The following is a 16,255-nucleotide window of genomic DNA, read 5'->3' as shown; positions in this document are numbered from 1 at the left end:
CAGCAGATGGCAGTGCAGTGACATCAACCACGAGCCAAAACCTTGGTCAGCGCTTCGAGGAAGCGGCTGTTTTCTGCCGGCAGACCGATGGTGATGCGCAAGTGATTCGGCATGCCATAGTTGGCCACCGGACGCACGATCACGCCTTCGCGCAGCAAACCCTGGAAGACCGGCGCCGCCACTTGCCCCAGATCGACGCAGATGAAGTTGCCCTTGGACGGAATCCAGCTCAACCCCAACTCACGAAAACCCGCTTGCAGTTGCTGCATGCCGGATTCGTTCAGGCGACGGCTTTCAGCCAGGTACTCGGTGTCTTGCAGCGCAGCGCACGCCGCGGCTAGGGCCAGGCTATTAACGTTGAACGGCTGACGCACGCGGTTCAGCACATCCGCGACCACCGCAGTGGACAAGCCATAACCGACCCGCAACGCCGCCAGACCGTAGGCCTTGGAGAAGGTGCGCGAAACCAGCAGGTTCGGGTAAGCCGCCAGATAGTCCAGGCCATCCGGCAAGTCGCTGCCTTCGGCGTATTCGATGTAGGCCTCGTCCAGCACCACCAGCACGTGCTCCGGTACATCCTGCAGGAATTCGTCCAGCGCTTCGGCGTCGAACCAGGTCCCGGTCGGGTTGTTCGGGTTGGCGATGAAGACCACACGGGTATTGGCATCGATCGCGGCCAGCATGGCCGACAGATCATGGCCCCAGTCTTTGGCCGGGATCACTTTTGCCTGGGCGCCAACGGCTTGGGTCACGATCGGATAGACCGCAAACGCGTGCTCGCTGAACACGGCGTTCAAGCCCGGCGCCAGATAGGCGCGCGCGACCAGCTCCAGAATGTCGTTGGAACCGTTGCCCAACGTCACCTGATTGAGCTCGACGCGGCACTGATCGGCCAGCAGGGTCTTGAGCGCAAAACCGTTGCCGTCCGGATAACGGGTCAGTTCGGCCAGCGCTTCGCGAATGGCTGCCAGGGCCTTGGGACTGGCGCCCAACGGGTTTTCGTTGCTGGCCAGTTTGACGATGCTGGCTGGATCGATGCCCAGCTCGCGTGCCAGTTCGTCCACAGGCTTGCCCGGAACGTAAGGCGAAAGTTGTTGCACGCCCGGCTGTGCCAGAGCGAGGAAGTCACCACTCATTTGCTACCCCTTAGAGAACTGCTTTCGGGTAGGAACCCAGCACTTTGAGTGCCACTGCTTCCTGACTGATCTTTTCCAATACACCTTTGATCAACGGATCACGGTGGTGGCCGACGAAGTCGATGAAGAACACGTAGGTCCATTTACCGCTGCGCGACGGACGCGTCTCGATTCGCGTCAGGTCGATGCCGTTGTCGTGGAACGGCACCAGCAACTCGTGGAGCGCACCGGGCTTGTTGCTCATGGAGACGATGATCGAGGTCTTGTCGTCGCCGGTCGGTGGCACTTCCTGGCTGCCGATCATCAGGAAGCGTGTGGAGTTGTCCGGGCGATCCTCGATTTTCTCGGCCAGACGGGTCAGCCCGTACAAGCCAGCGGCCATGTCGCCGGCAATCGCCGCCGAGTTCCACTCACCCTTGACCCGCTTGGCCGCTTCGGCGTTGCTGGACACCGCCACGCGCTCGACATTCGGGTAATGCGCGTCCAGCCATTTGCGGCACTGGGCCAGCGACTGGGCGTGGGAATAGATGCGGCTGATGCTGTCAGTCTTGGTGTTTTCGCCGACCAGCAAGTGGTGGTGAATCCGCAACTCGACTTCGCCACAGATCACCATGTCGTGTTCAAGGAAGCTGTCGAGGGTGTGGTTGACCGCGCCTTCGGTGGAGTTCTCCACCGGGACCACGCCAAAGTTCACCGCACCGGCCGCCACTTCGCGGAACACTTCGTCGATTGCCGCCATCGGCTTGCTGATCACGGCGTGACCGAAGTGCTTCATGGCCGCGGCTTGGGTGAAGGTGCCTTCAGGGCCGAGGTACGCCACTTTCAACGGCTGTTCGAGGGCCAGGCACGAGGACATGATTTCGCGGAACAAACGCGCCATCTCTTCGTTGCCCAGCGGCCCCTGGTTACGCTCCATCACGCGCTTGAGCACCTGAGCTTCGCGCTCAGGACGATAGAACACCGGCACTTCGCCTTCGGCCAGCGAGGCCATCTTTACTCGCGCAACTTCCTGGGCGCAGCGTGCGCGCTCACTGATCAGCTCCAGGACCTTGGTGTCCAGAGCATCAATGCGAACGCGCAGTGCCTTGAGTTCTTGCTCAGACATTAACCGTGTTCCTTCTCGAACTCTGCCATGTACGAAATCAGTGCGTTGACCGCAACGATGTCGACGGCGTTATAGATGGAGGCACGCATGCCACCCACGGAACGGTGACCCTTGAGGTTCAACAGGCCACGTTCTTCGGCACCTGCCAGGAATGGCTTGTCGAGACGATCGTCAGCCAGGCGGAACGGCACGTTCATCCACGAGCGATCCGACTTGTTGATCGGGTTGCTGTACAAGCCGCTGGCGTCAATGAAATCGTACAGCGTGCGCTGCTTCACTTCGTTGAGTTTGCCGATGGCTTCAACACCACCCTGCTCTTTCAGCCACTCGAATACCAGACCGGACAGATACCAGGCCAGGGTTGGCGGTGTGTTGTACATCGAGCCGTTATCGGCCGCGACCTTGTAATTGAGCATGGTCGGGCACAAGGAACGGGCGTGACCCAACAGGTCTTCGCGAACGATGTTCACGACGATGCCGCTCGGGCCGATGTTTTTCTGTGCGCCGGCGTAGATCATGCCGAAGCGCGAAACATCGATTGGACGCGAGAGGATGTCCGAGGACATGTCGGCGACCAGCGGAACGTCACCGGTTTCCGGGACCCAATTGAATTCCAGACCGCCTATGGTTTCGTTCGGCGCGTAGTGAACGTAGGCGGCTTCGGCAGACAGGTTCCATTCGTTCTGACCGGGAATTGCGAAATAGTCGTAAGGCTTGGCGGTAGCGGCAACGTTGACGTTTCCGTAGCGCGAAGCTTCTTCGATGGCTTTCTGCGACCAGATACCGGTGTCGATATAGTCGGCCGTGCCACCCTCCGGCAACAGGTTCAGAGGGATCTGAGCAAATTGCTGGCTGGCGCCACCTTGCAGAAACAGCACTTTATAGTTCGAGGGGATATTCAGCAGATCACGCAGATCCTGCTCGGCCTTGGTGGCGATGGACACGAACTCATCACTGCGATGGCTCATTTCCATGACTGAAAGACCCTTGCCGTGCCAATCAAGGAGTTCACCCTGGGCGCGCTGCAGGACAGCTTCGGGAAGTGCCGCAGGACCGGCACAGAAGTTATAGGCTCTCTTGCTCACATCCAATCTCGCTCTGATTTGGTGGGTCATGCAAACATATCAATCGACACAAATCCAATGTGGGAGCGGGCTTGCTCGCGAAAGCGGTGTAACAGGAGACATTTGTGGTGAATGTCAGTCCGTCTTCGCGAGCAAGCCCGCTCCCACAAGGGATCTTCGTGGGTGTCGATATTTTCAACAGGGACAAACAACAAGGGGGCGAATTTTCATCCGCCCCCTGCTTGCCCGCTTATTCCTGCGGTTCTTCGTCGGCTGCGGCGTCGAGTTGCTGGTCTTCAACAACGTCGTCGATCACGACTTCGCCGTCGAACACCGCACCCTCTTCACCTTCCAGCTCTTCGCCTTCGACTTCCGACGGCTCCTGAACCCGTTCCAGACCGACCAGCGTTTCATCACTGGCCAGTTTGATCAGGGTTACGCCCTGGGTGTTACGACCCAGGCTGGAGACTTCGTCGACTCGGGTACGAACCAGGGTGCCCTGGTCGGAAATCAGCATGATTTCCTCGCCGTCGAGCACCTGGACTGCACCGACCAAACGGCCGTTACGGTCGTTGCTGACCATGGCGATAACGCCCTGACCACCACGTTTGTACTCAGGGAACTCGGAGATCGCCGTGCGCTTGCCGAAACCACGGGCCGAAGCCGTGAGGATCTCGCTGCCTTCTTCCGGGATCAGCATGGAAATCAGCTTCTGGCCTTCCGGCAGACGCATGCCGCGGACACCGCGAGCGGTACGGCCCATGGCGCGAACGTCGGTTTCCTTGAAGCGAGTGACCTTGCCGCCGTCGGAGAACAGCATGACTTCGCGCTCACCATCGGTAATGGCGGCAGAAATCAGTACGTCACCTTCGTCCAGCTCCAGCGCGATCAGGCCCACGCTGCGTTGACGGCTGAAGGATTCCAGCGGGGTCTTCTTCACGGTGCCTTTGGCAGTGGCCATGAAGATGAAGTGACCTTCGGTGTATTCCTCGACCGGCAGCATGGTGGTGATGTATTCATCACTGTCCAGCGGCAGCAGGTTGACCAGCGGACGTCCACGGGCAGCACGAGACGCTTCCGGAATTTCATAGGTTTTCAGCCAGTACACTTTGCCTTTGCTGGAGAACAGCAGCAGCGTGGTGTGGCTGTTGGCGACCAGCAGGTGAGCAATGTAGTCCTCATCCTTGACGCCGGTAGCCGATTTGCCTTTACCGCCACGACGCTGAGCCTGGTACGCAGCCAATGGCTGGGTCTTGGCGTAGCCACCGTGGGAAATGGTCACGACGCGCTCTTCTTCCGGGATCATGTCACCCAGGGTCAGGTCGAGACGGGCATCGAGAATCTCGGTGCGACGCACGTCGCCGTATTCGGCACGGATCACTTCCAGCTCTTCGCGGATCACTTCCATCAGGCGCGTGGCGCTGCTGAGGATGCGGATCAGTTCGCCGATCTGGTTGAGGATCTCTTGATACTCGGCCAGCAGCTTTTCGTGTTCCAGACCGGTCAGACGGTGCAGACGCAGTTCCAGAATGGCTTGCGCCTGTTCCGGCGACAGGAAGTACTTGCCTTCGCGCAGACCGTATTGCTCGTCCAGGGTCTCTGGACGGCAAGAGTCGGCGCCAGCACGCTCAACCATTGCGACTACGGCGGAAGATTCCCACGCAGTCTTGATCAGCGCTTCCTTGGCTTCCGACGGCGTCGGCGACGCCTTGATCAGGGCGATGACCGGGTCGATGTTCGACAGGGCAACCGCTTGACCTTCCAGGATGTGACCACGTTCGCGTGCTTTACGCAGTTCGAACACGGTACGGCGGGTAACGACTTCGCGACGGTGACGAACGAAGGCTTCCAGCAGGTCCTTGAGGTTCAGGATCCGCGGACGGCCGTCGATCAGCGCAACGATGTTGATACCGAATACGGCTTGCAGCTGGGTCTGGGCGTAGAGGTTGTTGAGGATTACCTCAGGCACTTCGCCGCGACGCAGCTCGATCACGACGCGCATACCGTCCTTGTCGGACTCGTCGCGCAGTTCAGTGATGCCTTCGAGCTTCTTCTCTTTTACCAGCTCGGCGATCTTCTCGATCAGACGGGCCTTGTTCAGCTGGTAAGGGAGTTCGGTGATGACGATCTGCTGACGGCCACCGACCTTGTCAATGTCTTCGATCATTGAGCGGGCGCGCATGTAAATGCGCCCGCGACCGGTGCGGTAGGCTTCGATGATGCCGGCGCGACCGTTGATGATCGCGGCGGTCGGGAAGTCCGGACCCGGGATGTATTGCATCAGCTCATCGATGGTCAACTCAGGGTTGTCGATGAGGGCCAGGCAACCGTCGATGACTTCACCGAGGTTGTGCGGCGGGATGTTGGTCGCCATGCCCACGGCGATACCGCTGGAGCCGTTGACCAAAAGGTTGGGAATACGGGTCGGCATGACCGCCGGGATCATTTCGGTGCCGTCGTAGTTCGGCACCCAGTCCACGGTTTCTTTATGCAGGTCAGCCAGCAGCTCGTGCGCCAGCTTGGTCATGCGCACTTCGGTGTATCGCATGGCGGCGGCGTTGTCGCCGTCCACGGAACCGAAGTTGCCCTGACCGTCTACCAGCAGGTAGCGCAGCGAGAATGGCTGTGCCATCCGAACGATGGTGTCGTACACCGCGGTATCACCGTGAGGGTGATACTTACCGATCACGTCACCGACAACACGGGCAGATTTCTTGTACGGCTTGTTGAAGTCGTTGCCCAGCTCGCTCATCGCGAACAGCACACGCCGGTGCACGGGCTTCAAGCCATCGCGCGCATCCGGCAGGGCCCGCCCGACGATTACGCTCATCGCGTAGTCGAGGTAGGACTGCTTCAGCTCGTCTTCGATATTGACCGGGAGGATTTCTTTGGCCAGTTCGCCCATGAGAAGCTCGATTCCTTTTTCTGGTGAAACCTCGTCACATCCATATGGGACGAACGAAGCTCGCCGCTGCAGGCTGAGTGCCATGCACCGACTTACGACAAATCAACAAGATGAACCATGGATTTGCGCAGTAAAGACAACCCCGTGGGACTGCCTCGGAAAACGCCGGATGTTATCACAAGAGCCGCCACGCACCTATCCCCCAGATGCGCATGGAGTGTAGTTAGTTGACTGGTGGCAGGCTTAACGGGGACGAGAGAGGCTTAGAGGCATTTTGAATGCAAAATTTCGGGAGGAATGAAAGCTATTTGGTGTCAGTTAATGCCCATTCGCGGGCAAGCCTCGCTCCTACATTGAATCGATGCCGCTCGCAAAAGATGCGACCGACGCGATCTATCGTTGGTGCGAGGCTTGCCCGCGAAGGCAATTAACAGGCACCAGATATCTTCAATGCAGGCGCTTACGGCACATCAACTGCGCCATTTTCGCGGTATCCGGACGCTCGACGATGCCTTTTTCGGTAACGATCGCATCGATCAGGTCCGCCGGGGTCACGTCGAATACCGGGTTGAACGCATCGACATCCGCCCCGACCCGCTTGCCACCCACTTCCAGCAACTCGCGGCCATCGCGCTCTTCAATAGGAATCTCGTCGCCGCTGGCCAGGTTCATGTCGATGGTCGAACTCGGCGCCACCACCATGAAGCGCACGCCGTGGTGCATGGCGTTGACCGCCAGCTGATAGGTGCCGATCTTGTTGGCCACGTCGCCATTGGCGGTAATCCGGTCGGCGCCGACGATCACCCAGGTCACGCCTTTGGTTTTCATGATGTGCGCGGCGGCGGAGTCGGCGTTGACGGTCACGGGAATGCCTTCATTGGCCAGTTCCCATGCAGTCAATCGCGAACCTTGCAGCCATGGGCGGGTTTCGTCGGCGTAGACGCGCTCGACCATGCCTTCGATAAAGGCTCCGCGAATCACCCCCAGCGCCGTGCCGAAGCCGCCGGTGGCCAGCGCGCCAGTGTTGCAGTGGGTCAGGATTGCCTGGGCGTTGCCCTGGTGCTTGCGGATCAGGTCCACACCGAGTTGCGCCATGGTCAGGTTGGCTTCGCGATCGCTTTCATGAATGGCGATGGCTTCCGCTTCAAGCAACGACAACGGATCGGCGTGATGCTTCAAGCGTTCAAGCCGATCACGCATGCGACCCAAGGCCCAGAACAGATTGACCGCGGTCGGACGGGAATCGGCGAGCAGCGCGAAATCTTCTTCCAGCGCCGCCTGCCAGTCGCCACCCTCGGCGAAGCGGGCACGGGCCGCCAACACCACGCCATAGGCGGCACTGATGCCGATGGCCGGAGCGCCGCGCACCACCATCGAACGAATGGCCTCGGCCACGCCAGCGGCGCTGGTGTAGGCGATCCACGTTTCCTCGAACGGCAAAACACGCTGATCCAGCAGGTACAGGGCGCCATCACGCCAATCGATGGCCTTCACCTTCTCCGCAGCCAACAGTCGATCGCGCATCCCACACCCCGCACTCATGAACAAAAGCCGCCGATTATAGCGATCCCCCCGCGAAGACGCTCGGGTATACTTCGCCATCCTTTACAAAAGCACTGGAACCGACCTTCGATGCCGAACACTGCCGCTGCGCTCGACCTGTTATTGCTGCCGACCTGGCTGGTACCCGTCGAACCCGCTGGTGTTGTCCTCAAAGAGCACGGCCTGGGCATTCGCGACGGGCGTATCGTGTTTATCGGCCCACGGTCGGCTGCGCTGAAGCTTAACGCAACTGAAGTGCGTGAGTTGCCGGGCATGTTGCTCAGCCCCGGCCTGATCAATGCCCACGGCCATGCGGCGATGACGCTGTTCCGGGGCCTGGCCGACGATCTGCCGCTGATGACCTGGCTGGAAAACCACATTTGGCCCGCCGAGGCCAAATGGGTCGATGAAGCTTTCGTGCGCGATGGCACTGACCTGGCCATCGCCGAGCAGATAAAAGGTGGCATCACCTGCTTCTCTGACATGTATTTCTTCCCGACGGTTGCCAGCGAGCGGGTGCATAACAGCGGTATTCGCGCGCAGATCGCGATTCCGATCCTCGACTTCCCGATTCCAGGCGCCAGCACGGCGGACGAGGCCATTCGTCAGGGCGTCGAATTGTTCGGTGATCTCAAGCACCACGAGCGCATCAAAGTCACGTTCGGCCCCCATGCGCCCTACACCGTGGGCGACGAAAACCTGGAAAAAATCCGAGTAATCGCCGAAGAACTGGACGCCTCGATTCACATGCACGTCCACGAAACCGCTTTCGAAGTGCAGCAATCGGTCGAGCAGCGCGGTGAACGCCCACTGGCTCGACTCGGGCGGCTGGGCCTGCTCGGGCCGCGCTTCCAGGCCGTTCACATGACCCAGATCAGCGATGAAGACCTGGTGTTGCTGGTAGAAAGCAACACCAATGTGATTCATTGCCCGGAATCCAACCTCAAGCTGGCCAGCGGCTTCTGCCCGGTCGAGCGCCTGTGGCAGGCCGGTGTCAATGTTGCCGTCGGTACCGATGGCGCGGCCAGCAATAATGACCTCGATTTGCTCGGCGAAACCCGCACTGCCGCGCTGCTGGCCAAGGCTGTCGCCGGCTCGGCCACCGCGCTGGACGCCCATCGCGCGCTGCGCATGGCCACGCTCAACGGCGCCCGCGCGCTGGGGATAGAGGCCGAAGTCGGTTCGCTGGAAGTCGGCAAAGCTGCGGACATCGTAGCGTTCGATCTGTCGGGCCTCGCGCAGCAACCGGTCTACGATCCGGTTTCGCAGCTTATATACGCCACCGGCCGGGACTGCGTGAAACACCTGTGGGTCGCCGGCAAGCAACTGCTCGACGACCGTCGCTTGACCCGCCTCGACGAAGAACAGCTCTGCGCCACTGCCAAGGCCTGGGGTCAACGCATCAGCGGCCACACCGAATAGTAAGCCCCCCGGACTGAACACCGGGGCAACAGGATTTTTCAAGTTTTAGAGGACTTAAACCATGAGCAACGTCGACTACGCCGAAATCGCCAAATTCGAAGCCCTGGCCCATCGCTGGTGGGACCGCGAAAGCGAGTTCAAACCGCTGCACGACATCAACCCGCTGCGGGTCAACTGGATTGACGAACGGGTCAGTCTGGCCGGCAAGAAAGTCCTCGATGTGGGCTGCGGCGGCGGCATCCTCAGCGAAGCCATGGCTCAGCGCGGTGCTACCGTCATGGGCATCGACATGGGCGAAGCGCCGCTGGCGGTCGCGCAATTGCATCAGCTGGAATCCGGCGTGAGCGTCGAATACCGGCAGATCACCGCCGAAGCGCTGGCAGAGGAAATGCCCGAGCAGTTCGACGTGGTCACCTGCCTGGAAATGCTCGAGCACGTGCCGGATCCGTCGTCGGTGATCCGCGCCTGCTTCAAAATGGTCAAACCGGGCGGCCAGGTGTTCTTCTCCACCATCAACCGCAATCCGAAGGCGTATCTGTTCGCCATTGTCGGCGCTGAATACATCATGAAGCTGCTGCCACGCGGCACTCACGACTTCAAGAAATTCATCCGCCCTTCCGAGTTGGGTGCCTGGAGTCGCATGGCCGGCCTGACCGTCAAGGACATCATCGGGCTGACCTATAACCCGCTGACCAAGCACTACAAACTGGCGGCCGATGTGGACGTCAACTACATGATCCAGACCCTGCGCGAGGAATAAGCCGATGCGAATCAGAGCAGTCCTTTTCGACATGGACGGCACGCTGCTCGACACCGCGCCGGACTTCATTGCCATCTGCCAGGCGATGCTGGCCGATCGCGGCTTGCCGCCGGTGAACGACAAACACATCCGCGACGAGATTTCCGGCGGCGCCAAGGCGATGGTCGCCGTGACCTTCTCCATGGACCCGCAATCCCCAGGCTTTGAAGAGCTGCGCCTGGAGTTTCTCGAGCGCTACCTCAAAGATTGCGCGGTTCACAGCAAGCTGTTCGACGGCATGGGCGAACTGTTGGCCGATATCGAGAAAGCCAACCTGATCTGGGGTGTAGTGACCAACAAGCCTGTGCGCTTCGCCGAGCCGATCATGCAACGACTGGGGCTGGCTGAACGCTCGGCGCTGCTGATCTGTCCGGACCATGTGAAGAACAGCAAGCCGGACCCTGAGCCGTTGATCCTGGCGTGCAAGATGCTCAACCTGGACCCGGCCAGCGTGCTGTTTGTGGGCGATGACTTGCGCGATATCGAGTCGGGCCGCGATGCCGGCACCAAAACGGCTGCCGTGACCTATGGGTACATTCACCCAGACGACAACCCGCGGCATTGGGGGGCGGATGTGGTGGTCGATCATCCGCTGGAGTTGCGCAAGGTTTTGGATAGCGCCCTCTGTAGCTGCTGACCCTGACTGGTTGCTGGATGCTTTTGTGGCGAGGGGATTTATCCCCGCTGGGTCGCGAAGCGACCCCAAACCGGTATTTACGGTGGGTAAGATACGCCGCGTGCAATAATTTACGACTGCTTCGCAGCCGAACGGGGATAAATCCCCTCGCCACGGCAAGCTCCCTCGCCACAGGTTCGGTGTCCGCCTTTGTGTTGAATTGTTGTGAGGTTTTTATGTTTGATTATTCCGCCCGCCCTGAATTGCTCAAGGACCGGGTCATCCTGGTCACCGGCGCAGGTCGCGGCATTGGCGCTGCGGCTGCGAAAACCTACGCAGCCCATGGTGCAACTGTACTGCTGCTGGGCAAGACCGAGGCCAACCTGACTCAGGTCTATGACGAGATCGAAGCGGCCGGGCATCCACAACCCGCGGTGATCCCGTTCAACCTCGAAACCGCGCTTCCTCATCAGTACGACGAGCTGGCCGCGATGATCGAAACAGAGTTCGGCCACCTCGACGGTTTGCTGCATAACGCGTCGATCATTGGTCCGCGCACGCCGATCGAGCAGCTGTCTGGCGAGAACTTCATGCGCGTCATGCACGTCAACGTCAACGCCATGTTCATGCTCACCAGCACCTTGCTGCCCCTGCTCAAACTGTCCCAGGACGCTTCGGTGGTGTTCACCTCTAGCAGCGTCGGTCGCAAGGGTCGTGCGTATTGGGGCGCTTATGGCGTGTCCAAGTTCGCCACCGAAGGCCTGATGCAAACCTTGGCTGACGAAGTCGACACCGTGGCACCGGTGCGTTCCAACAGCATCAACCCGGGCGCCACCCGCACCAGCATGCGCGCCCAGGCCTATCCCGGCGAAAATCCACTGAACAACCCGACGCCCGAGGAGATCATGCCGGTCTACCTCTACCTGATGGGCCCGGACAGCACGGGCATCAACGGCCAGGCTTTTAACGCCCAGTAACAACCGCACGTCGCTTTTTGTGTCGCGTCGATTTCCCGGCGCGGCACTCAAAGTACCTTCTAACTACGTCCGTTTCAGTCAAATAGCCGTCGCCCTTCCGGGCAAAAAATCATCAAACCCTCTTAAAATATTGATTTGGAACGCTTTTTGTTAGAAGGAACTCATTGGCATGACTTTCGCTCTAAATTTGCTCAGACACGCCGTGTGAAAGCAATCGGGCAGACGCCTCAGTCGATAGGTTACTAATCTTCGATAAAGCGGACTAAACTTGCGCCAAATGTCCTACGGGACTGATGGACCAGTATGACGCGCAGCCCAAAGCCGCTCTCACCCAGCCTGTAAGACAGCCTTACTGCTTAGGGGCTCACGCCATATGAAATCACCATCCCAGACCAACGCAATTGACTTCGACAGCGCCAAATTGCAACGCCTGGGCTTTGGTCAGCAACCTCCCATTCTGGAGCGGCCATTCAGCCTTGCACAATTGCGCCAGCAACTCGGCCAGCAGCTGCAAACCAGTCTTGAGCCACAACGTATTCTCGGACTTTTCTTCCGTGAGATTCAGCGCCTTGTACCGCTGGACGCGCTGAATTTTCAGCACCCGGCCAGTGGCTTGCGCCTGGAGTTCGGTCAGCGCGGCCATCATTCAGTCACCTACAGCCTCAGCCATGAAGGCGAGAACCTGGGTGAACTGGTGTTCCGCCGTAATCAGCGATTCAGCGAATACGAACAGGGCAATCTGGAGTCGTTGCTGTCCACCCTCCTGTTCCCGATGCGTAACGCCCTGCTCTATCGGGCCGCGACTCAAAGTGCACTGCGCGATCCATTGACCGACACCGGCAACCGCGTCGCCATGGATCAGACCTTGCAACGTGAAATAGAGATGTCGCGTCGCCACTTGATGCCGTTGTCACTGTTGATGCTGGACATCGATCACTTCAAAAACGTGAACGATAATTTCGGCCACAGTGCGGGTGATGACGTACTCAAGGCTGTTGCCGCCTCGATCAAGAACCAACTGCGTAATGTGGACATGGTGTTCCGGTTTGGGGGCGAAGAGTTTCTTATCCTACTGTCCAACACCAGTCGGGAAGCCGCCGCCATGGTCGGCGAACGACTGCGGTTTGCCGCGCAGGCGCAGAACTATAAGGCCGATGGCAATATGGTCGAGCTGACAGTAAGCCTGGGTTGCTCAACCCTGCTGCCCGGCGAGTCTGCCGAGAGCTTGTTGCGACGGGCCGACAGCGCGCTGTATGTCGCCAAACGCGAAGGGCGTAACCGGTTGTCCATGGCGGGTTAAAACTTCAACCGCGCTACATAAACAATGTGGGAGCAAGCCCGCTCCCACATTTTTTGGTGTGTGTTGCCTATGGATCAGCTTTCGGCCAATGCCATGCGCTCACGCGCGACCGGTGCCTTTTCCGAGAGTTCCAGTTGCATGCAGCGCTCCAGAAACAGGTACATGTAGTCGTAGCTCTTGCAGACAGCCTCGCGCAACTCCACTTGCAGGGATTTGCTCGGGTTCATGCCGGCCAGCGTGCAGATGATTTCCAGCGCTTCCCATGGATGGGCATCGTCGTACTGGGCGTGCATCTTCAACCACTTCATCGCCCGCTTGCGATCCTCCTCCGGGAACGCTGCCGCGTAGACACCATTGGAACAGACCAGTGCCGACCACTCCCCGGTCGCGCCTTCGATGGCGTAGTTGGTCGCGGCGATGGCGACAATCAGCGAATCCGCCGAACTGGTGTGCCAGCACCAATGGCTTAACGCGTGTAACTCAGGGGCAACTTGTTGTGCTTGAAGATCTTCCAGGCTGACACCATGAGCCCGACTCCAGTGCACCCAGTAATCGGCATGGTTAAGTTCGACACGAATGTTACGCATCAACCAGCGACGCGCCATGTCTTCACCTGGATGGCGGGCAAAACGAGTCTTGGTCAGGTTTTGTGCCATGTACAACGCGAACTGTTCAACTACGGGCCAGCCACCAACAAGGTACTGACGCATGGTTTTTGCGCTGAGTTTATTGTCTCGCATGCGCTGATACAGTTCGTGTTCGACAACCCGGCGCTTACTCTCGCTGCAATCCTTGATGAGCTGTTGCGCCCATACGGGATAACTTGCAGCTTCCATGAGTGGTCCGGTTCGGTTGAATGTGTCGATCACTGTCGGGCTCCTTTTGATTGTGATTGTTAGGATCAGCAAGAGATTTCAACGGAACGTGCCAGGCGCCTTGAACAACAAAGGTTGAGGCCTGGCAGGACGACTTTGCAAACTATCACAGGTAAACAGATGCGGGCGTTCAATGACATACCCTTGAGCGAAATCCACCCCGATCTCCAGCAATGCCTGCTCGATTTGGGGTGTTTCTACAAACTCGGCAATCGTACGCTTACCCATGACATGGCCGATGTGGTTGATCACTTCGACCATGGCGCGGTTAATCGGGTCGTCCAGCATATCCTTTACGAAACTTCCATCGATCTTCAAGAAGTCTACAGGTAAATGTTTCAAGTAGGCGAATGAAGACATCCCGGCGCAGAAGTCATCCAATGAAAAATGGCAGCCTAAACCTTTGAGTTCATTGATAAATCTAATTGCACTTCCCAAATTTGAAATAGCACTGGTTTCTGTAATTTCAAAACAAATCATTTCAGGTGGAATAGACCATGCAACAAACTGTTCCCTCAGGAAGTCCAGAAACGCGTCATCTCCGATAGTAGTGCCTGACAGATTAATCGCACACATGGCCAAAGGACCTTTGCGCTCTTCGGCTATACATTGGGCAATGATCTTGAAGACGTTCTGCACTACCCAACGATCAAGTGCAGTCATCAGGCCATAACGTTCGGCGGCGGGAATAAAACTGTCAGGCAATATCATGCGACCGGCTTCATCATGTAGACGCAACAGGATTTCTATATGCCCGCCGCCGTGCTCGGTATGTCCAAGGGGCGCGATTTCCTGGGAGTACAGGCAAAAGCGGTCCTCTTCCAGTGCCATGTGCAGACGTTGTACCCACGCCATTTCACCGAAACGCAGGGACAGCTCCGAATCATCGGCGTTATACACCTGAACACGGTTACGCCCCTTTTCCTTGGCCATGTAACACGCCATATCAGCGGCACGCAGCGAAGCTTCGAGGGTGGTCGGGTTCTGTGCAACATGAACCATCCCGATACTCACGGTCGTGACGAATGGCCGGCCTTTCCAGACAAAGTGCAGGTTCTGCACCGTATGACGCAGGCTCTCTGCAATTTTCTCGGCCGCTTCCGACGGACAGTTTTCCAGCAAAATGCCGAACTCGTCGCCGCCCAGCCGGGCCAGGGTGTCACCTTCGCGCAGGCCTGATTGCAGCAGCGCACAGATATGCCGCAGCAGCTCGTCACCCGCCGCATGGCCGCAGGTATCGTTGACCAGTTTGAACTGGTCCAGATCAAGGAACATCAAGGCGTGGCGCCCGGGGTAACGCGTCAGGTTGTGCAGCGCCTGCTCCAGGCGATATTCGAACTCGCGACGATTGGCCAGCCCGGTCAAGGCGTCATGGGTCGCCTGCCAGGACAGATTGGCGATGTACTGCCGCTCCTGAGTCATGTCATGCAACACCAGCACGGCGCCACTGACCTTGCCGGCATTGCGGATCGGCGCCCCGACCAGGGTGACCGAAACGGTGCTGCCATCCAGGCGCTGGATCAGTTTGGAATGTTCGCTGCCGCCGCTGAGCTGACCGCTCAAAATATGCTCGATAAGGGTAAAACCATCAGCCTGAGCGTTTTCATCCAGCAGATTGAACAAGGCTGCCAGCGGTAAACCGATGGCTTGCTCGCCTTTCCAGTGAGTCAACGCTTCGGCAGCCGGGTTCATGTAGGCGATTGCACCGTCGACATCCGTGGTGATCACCCCATCGCCGATGGATTGCAGGGTGATCTGCGCTCGCTCTTTCTCCAACTGCAAGGCCTCGGCAAAGGCATGGCGCTGCTTGAGCAGTTTGTGGGTGCGCATAAGGGCCAATGCAATCAAGCCCAGGGCCGTGGCCAGGTTCGTCACCAGCAGCAGGCGAAGAATCAAGCGCGAGCCCTCGCCCAAGGCATCGCTGAAGGCTTTGGCGGCAGGCGTCACACCATCGTTGATCTCAAATATCTGGTCCTTCCAACGCTTGATGTCGGCGTCCGAAGCCTTACTTTCGGTAATACGCTGATGCATTTCCAGGGCGACGTTATCGAGCTGCACCAGGTACGCGTCACCCACCGTCCAGCGGTCGATGGCTTTTTCCAGGTAGCTGAAATGCCGGAAATTGAGGTACAGCCAGATCAGGCTGGAGACGTCGTCGGGGTGATTGCCACCCTTGAGAATTGCCACGCGCGCGGCTTCGATATTCGGTGGCTGGTGATCCAGCGCCACGCGCAACTCATGGCCACCCTGTGGTACGGCAATGGCGTTCTGGTACTTGTGGAAAATAGCCTTATCGCGACTGTCCGCGTAGAGATTGAGGTAATAGATGGCGTCCTTCTGGCCCTTGGACCACAGGCTTTCCCCGGCAACATAGCCGCGAACCGCCGAAAGTACATAAAGACTGACCCCGCCCAACAGCGCTTGAAATAGCACTACGGCAATAAATGGCCAGACGATGCCCAATAACCTTGGGGTTCCGAGAGTCCGCTTTTGCTTCATGAGGTCCCTTGCATT

The 16,255-nt window shown here is 58.6% G+C and carries 12 protein-coding genes; 5 read left to right on the top strand and 7 right to left on the bottom strand.

The genetic code is table 11. The features are described 5' to 3' along the window. Positions 1-23: 23 nt before the first annotated feature. The 5 genes from hisC to mtnA all read right to left on the bottom strand — a co-directional run bounded on the left by hisC (position 24) and on the right by mtnA (position 7,734). The gene (gene hisC / locus EYC95_RS16825) at positions 24-1,136 is read right to left on the bottom strand and encodes a histidinol-phosphate transaminase (protein WP_131061366.1); all 1,113 of its coding nucleotides are present in this window, start codon (positions 1,134-1,136) and stop codon (positions 24-26) included. Between the two features lie 10 nt (positions 1,137-1,146). After that, positions 1,147-2,241 carry a prephenate dehydratase gene (gene pheA, locus EYC95_RS16820; RefSeq protein ID WP_028620536.1) on the bottom strand — a complete coding sequence of 365 codons (1,095 nt, stop codon included), beginning with the start codon at positions 2,239-2,241 and terminating at the stop codon, positions 1,147-1,149. Further along, entirely contained in the window at positions 2,241-3,326 is a 1,086-nt protein-coding gene (serC, locus tag EYC95_RS16815; protein ID WP_131061365.1) for a 3-phosphoserine/phosphohydroxythreonine transaminase, read from the bottom strand. Before serC ends, pheA begins: the two co-directional genes overlap by 1 nt. Before the next feature lie 229 nt (positions 3,327-3,555). Further along, positions 3,556-6,210, bottom strand: a complete 2,655-nt coding sequence (gyrA, locus tag EYC95_RS16810; RefSeq protein ID WP_131061364.1) for a DNA gyrase subunit A — start codon at positions 6,208-6,210, stop codon at positions 3,556-3,558. Between the two features lie 447 nt (positions 6,211-6,657). Then, the gene (mtnA, locus tag EYC95_RS16805) at positions 6,658-7,734 is read right to left on the bottom strand and encodes an S-methyl-5-thioribose-1-phosphate isomerase (protein WP_131061363.1); all 1,077 of its coding nucleotides are present in this window, start codon (positions 7,732-7,734) and stop codon (positions 6,658-6,660) included. A 108-nt stretch (positions 7,735-7,842) separates the two neighbouring features. On the opposite strand from mtnA, the gene EYC95_RS16800 reads away from it, so the two are divergent. The 5 genes from EYC95_RS16800 to EYC95_RS16780 all read left to right on the top strand — a co-directional run bounded on the left by EYC95_RS16800 (position 7,843) and on the right by EYC95_RS16780 (position 12,866). Beyond that, positions 7,843-9,174 (top strand): TRZ/ATZ family hydrolase, encoded by a 1,332-nt coding sequence (locus tag EYC95_RS16800; protein WP_131061362.1) that lies wholly within the window; start codon positions 7,843-7,845, stop codon positions 9,172-9,174. Between the two features lie 61 nt (positions 9,175-9,235). Continuing rightward, complete coding sequence (gene ubiG, locus EYC95_RS16795; protein ID WP_131061361.1) at positions 9,236-9,934, top strand: bifunctional 2-polyprenyl-6-hydroxyphenol methylase/3-demethylubiquinol 3-O-methyltransferase UbiG; 699 nt, start codon at positions 9,236-9,238, stop codon at positions 9,932-9,934. 4 nt (positions 9,935-9,938) lie between these two features. Continuing rightward, on the top strand, positions 9,939-10,610 hold the full coding sequence (gene mupP / locus EYC95_RS16790) for an N-acetylmuramic acid 6-phosphate phosphatase MupP (RefSeq protein WP_131061360.1): 672 nt from the start codon (positions 9,939-9,941) through the stop codon (positions 10,608-10,610). 215 nt (positions 10,611-10,825) lie between these two features. Further along, on the top strand, positions 10,826-11,566 hold the full coding sequence (locus EYC95_RS16785) for a YciK family oxidoreductase (RefSeq protein WP_007899713.1): 741 nt from the start codon (positions 10,826-10,828) through the stop codon (positions 11,564-11,566). A 373-nt stretch (positions 11,567-11,939) separates the two neighbouring features. Further along, the gene (locus EYC95_RS16780; RefSeq protein ID WP_131061359.1) at positions 11,940-12,866 is read left to right on the top strand and encodes a GGDEF domain-containing protein; all 927 of its coding nucleotides are present in this window, start codon (positions 11,940-11,942) and stop codon (positions 12,864-12,866) included. Positions 12,867-12,940: 74 nt separating this feature from the next. Here EYC95_RS16780 and EYC95_RS16775 read toward each other — a convergent pair whose 3' ends face one another. After that, positions 12,941-13,702 (bottom strand): TenA family transcriptional regulator, encoded by a 762-nt coding sequence (locus EYC95_RS16775; protein WP_371928422.1) that lies wholly within the window; start codon positions 13,700-13,702, stop codon positions 12,941-12,943. Between the two features lie 78 nt (positions 13,703-13,780). Beyond that, positions 13,781-16,240, bottom strand: coding sequence for an EAL domain-containing protein (locus EYC95_RS16770; RefSeq protein WP_131061357.1), 2,460 nt, complete (start codon positions 16,238-16,240; stop codon positions 13,781-13,783). Between the last annotated feature and the right edge of the window lie 15 nt (positions 16,241-16,255).

Source organism: Pseudomonas sp. BGI-2, from assembly GCF_004310295.1.
Taxonomy (GTDB): domain Bacteria; phylum Pseudomonadota; class Gammaproteobacteria; order Pseudomonadales; family Pseudomonadaceae; genus Aquipseudomonas.
The sequence above is the reverse complement of the archived record's forward strand: the minus strand, read 5'-3'. Positions and strand labels throughout refer to the sequence as shown.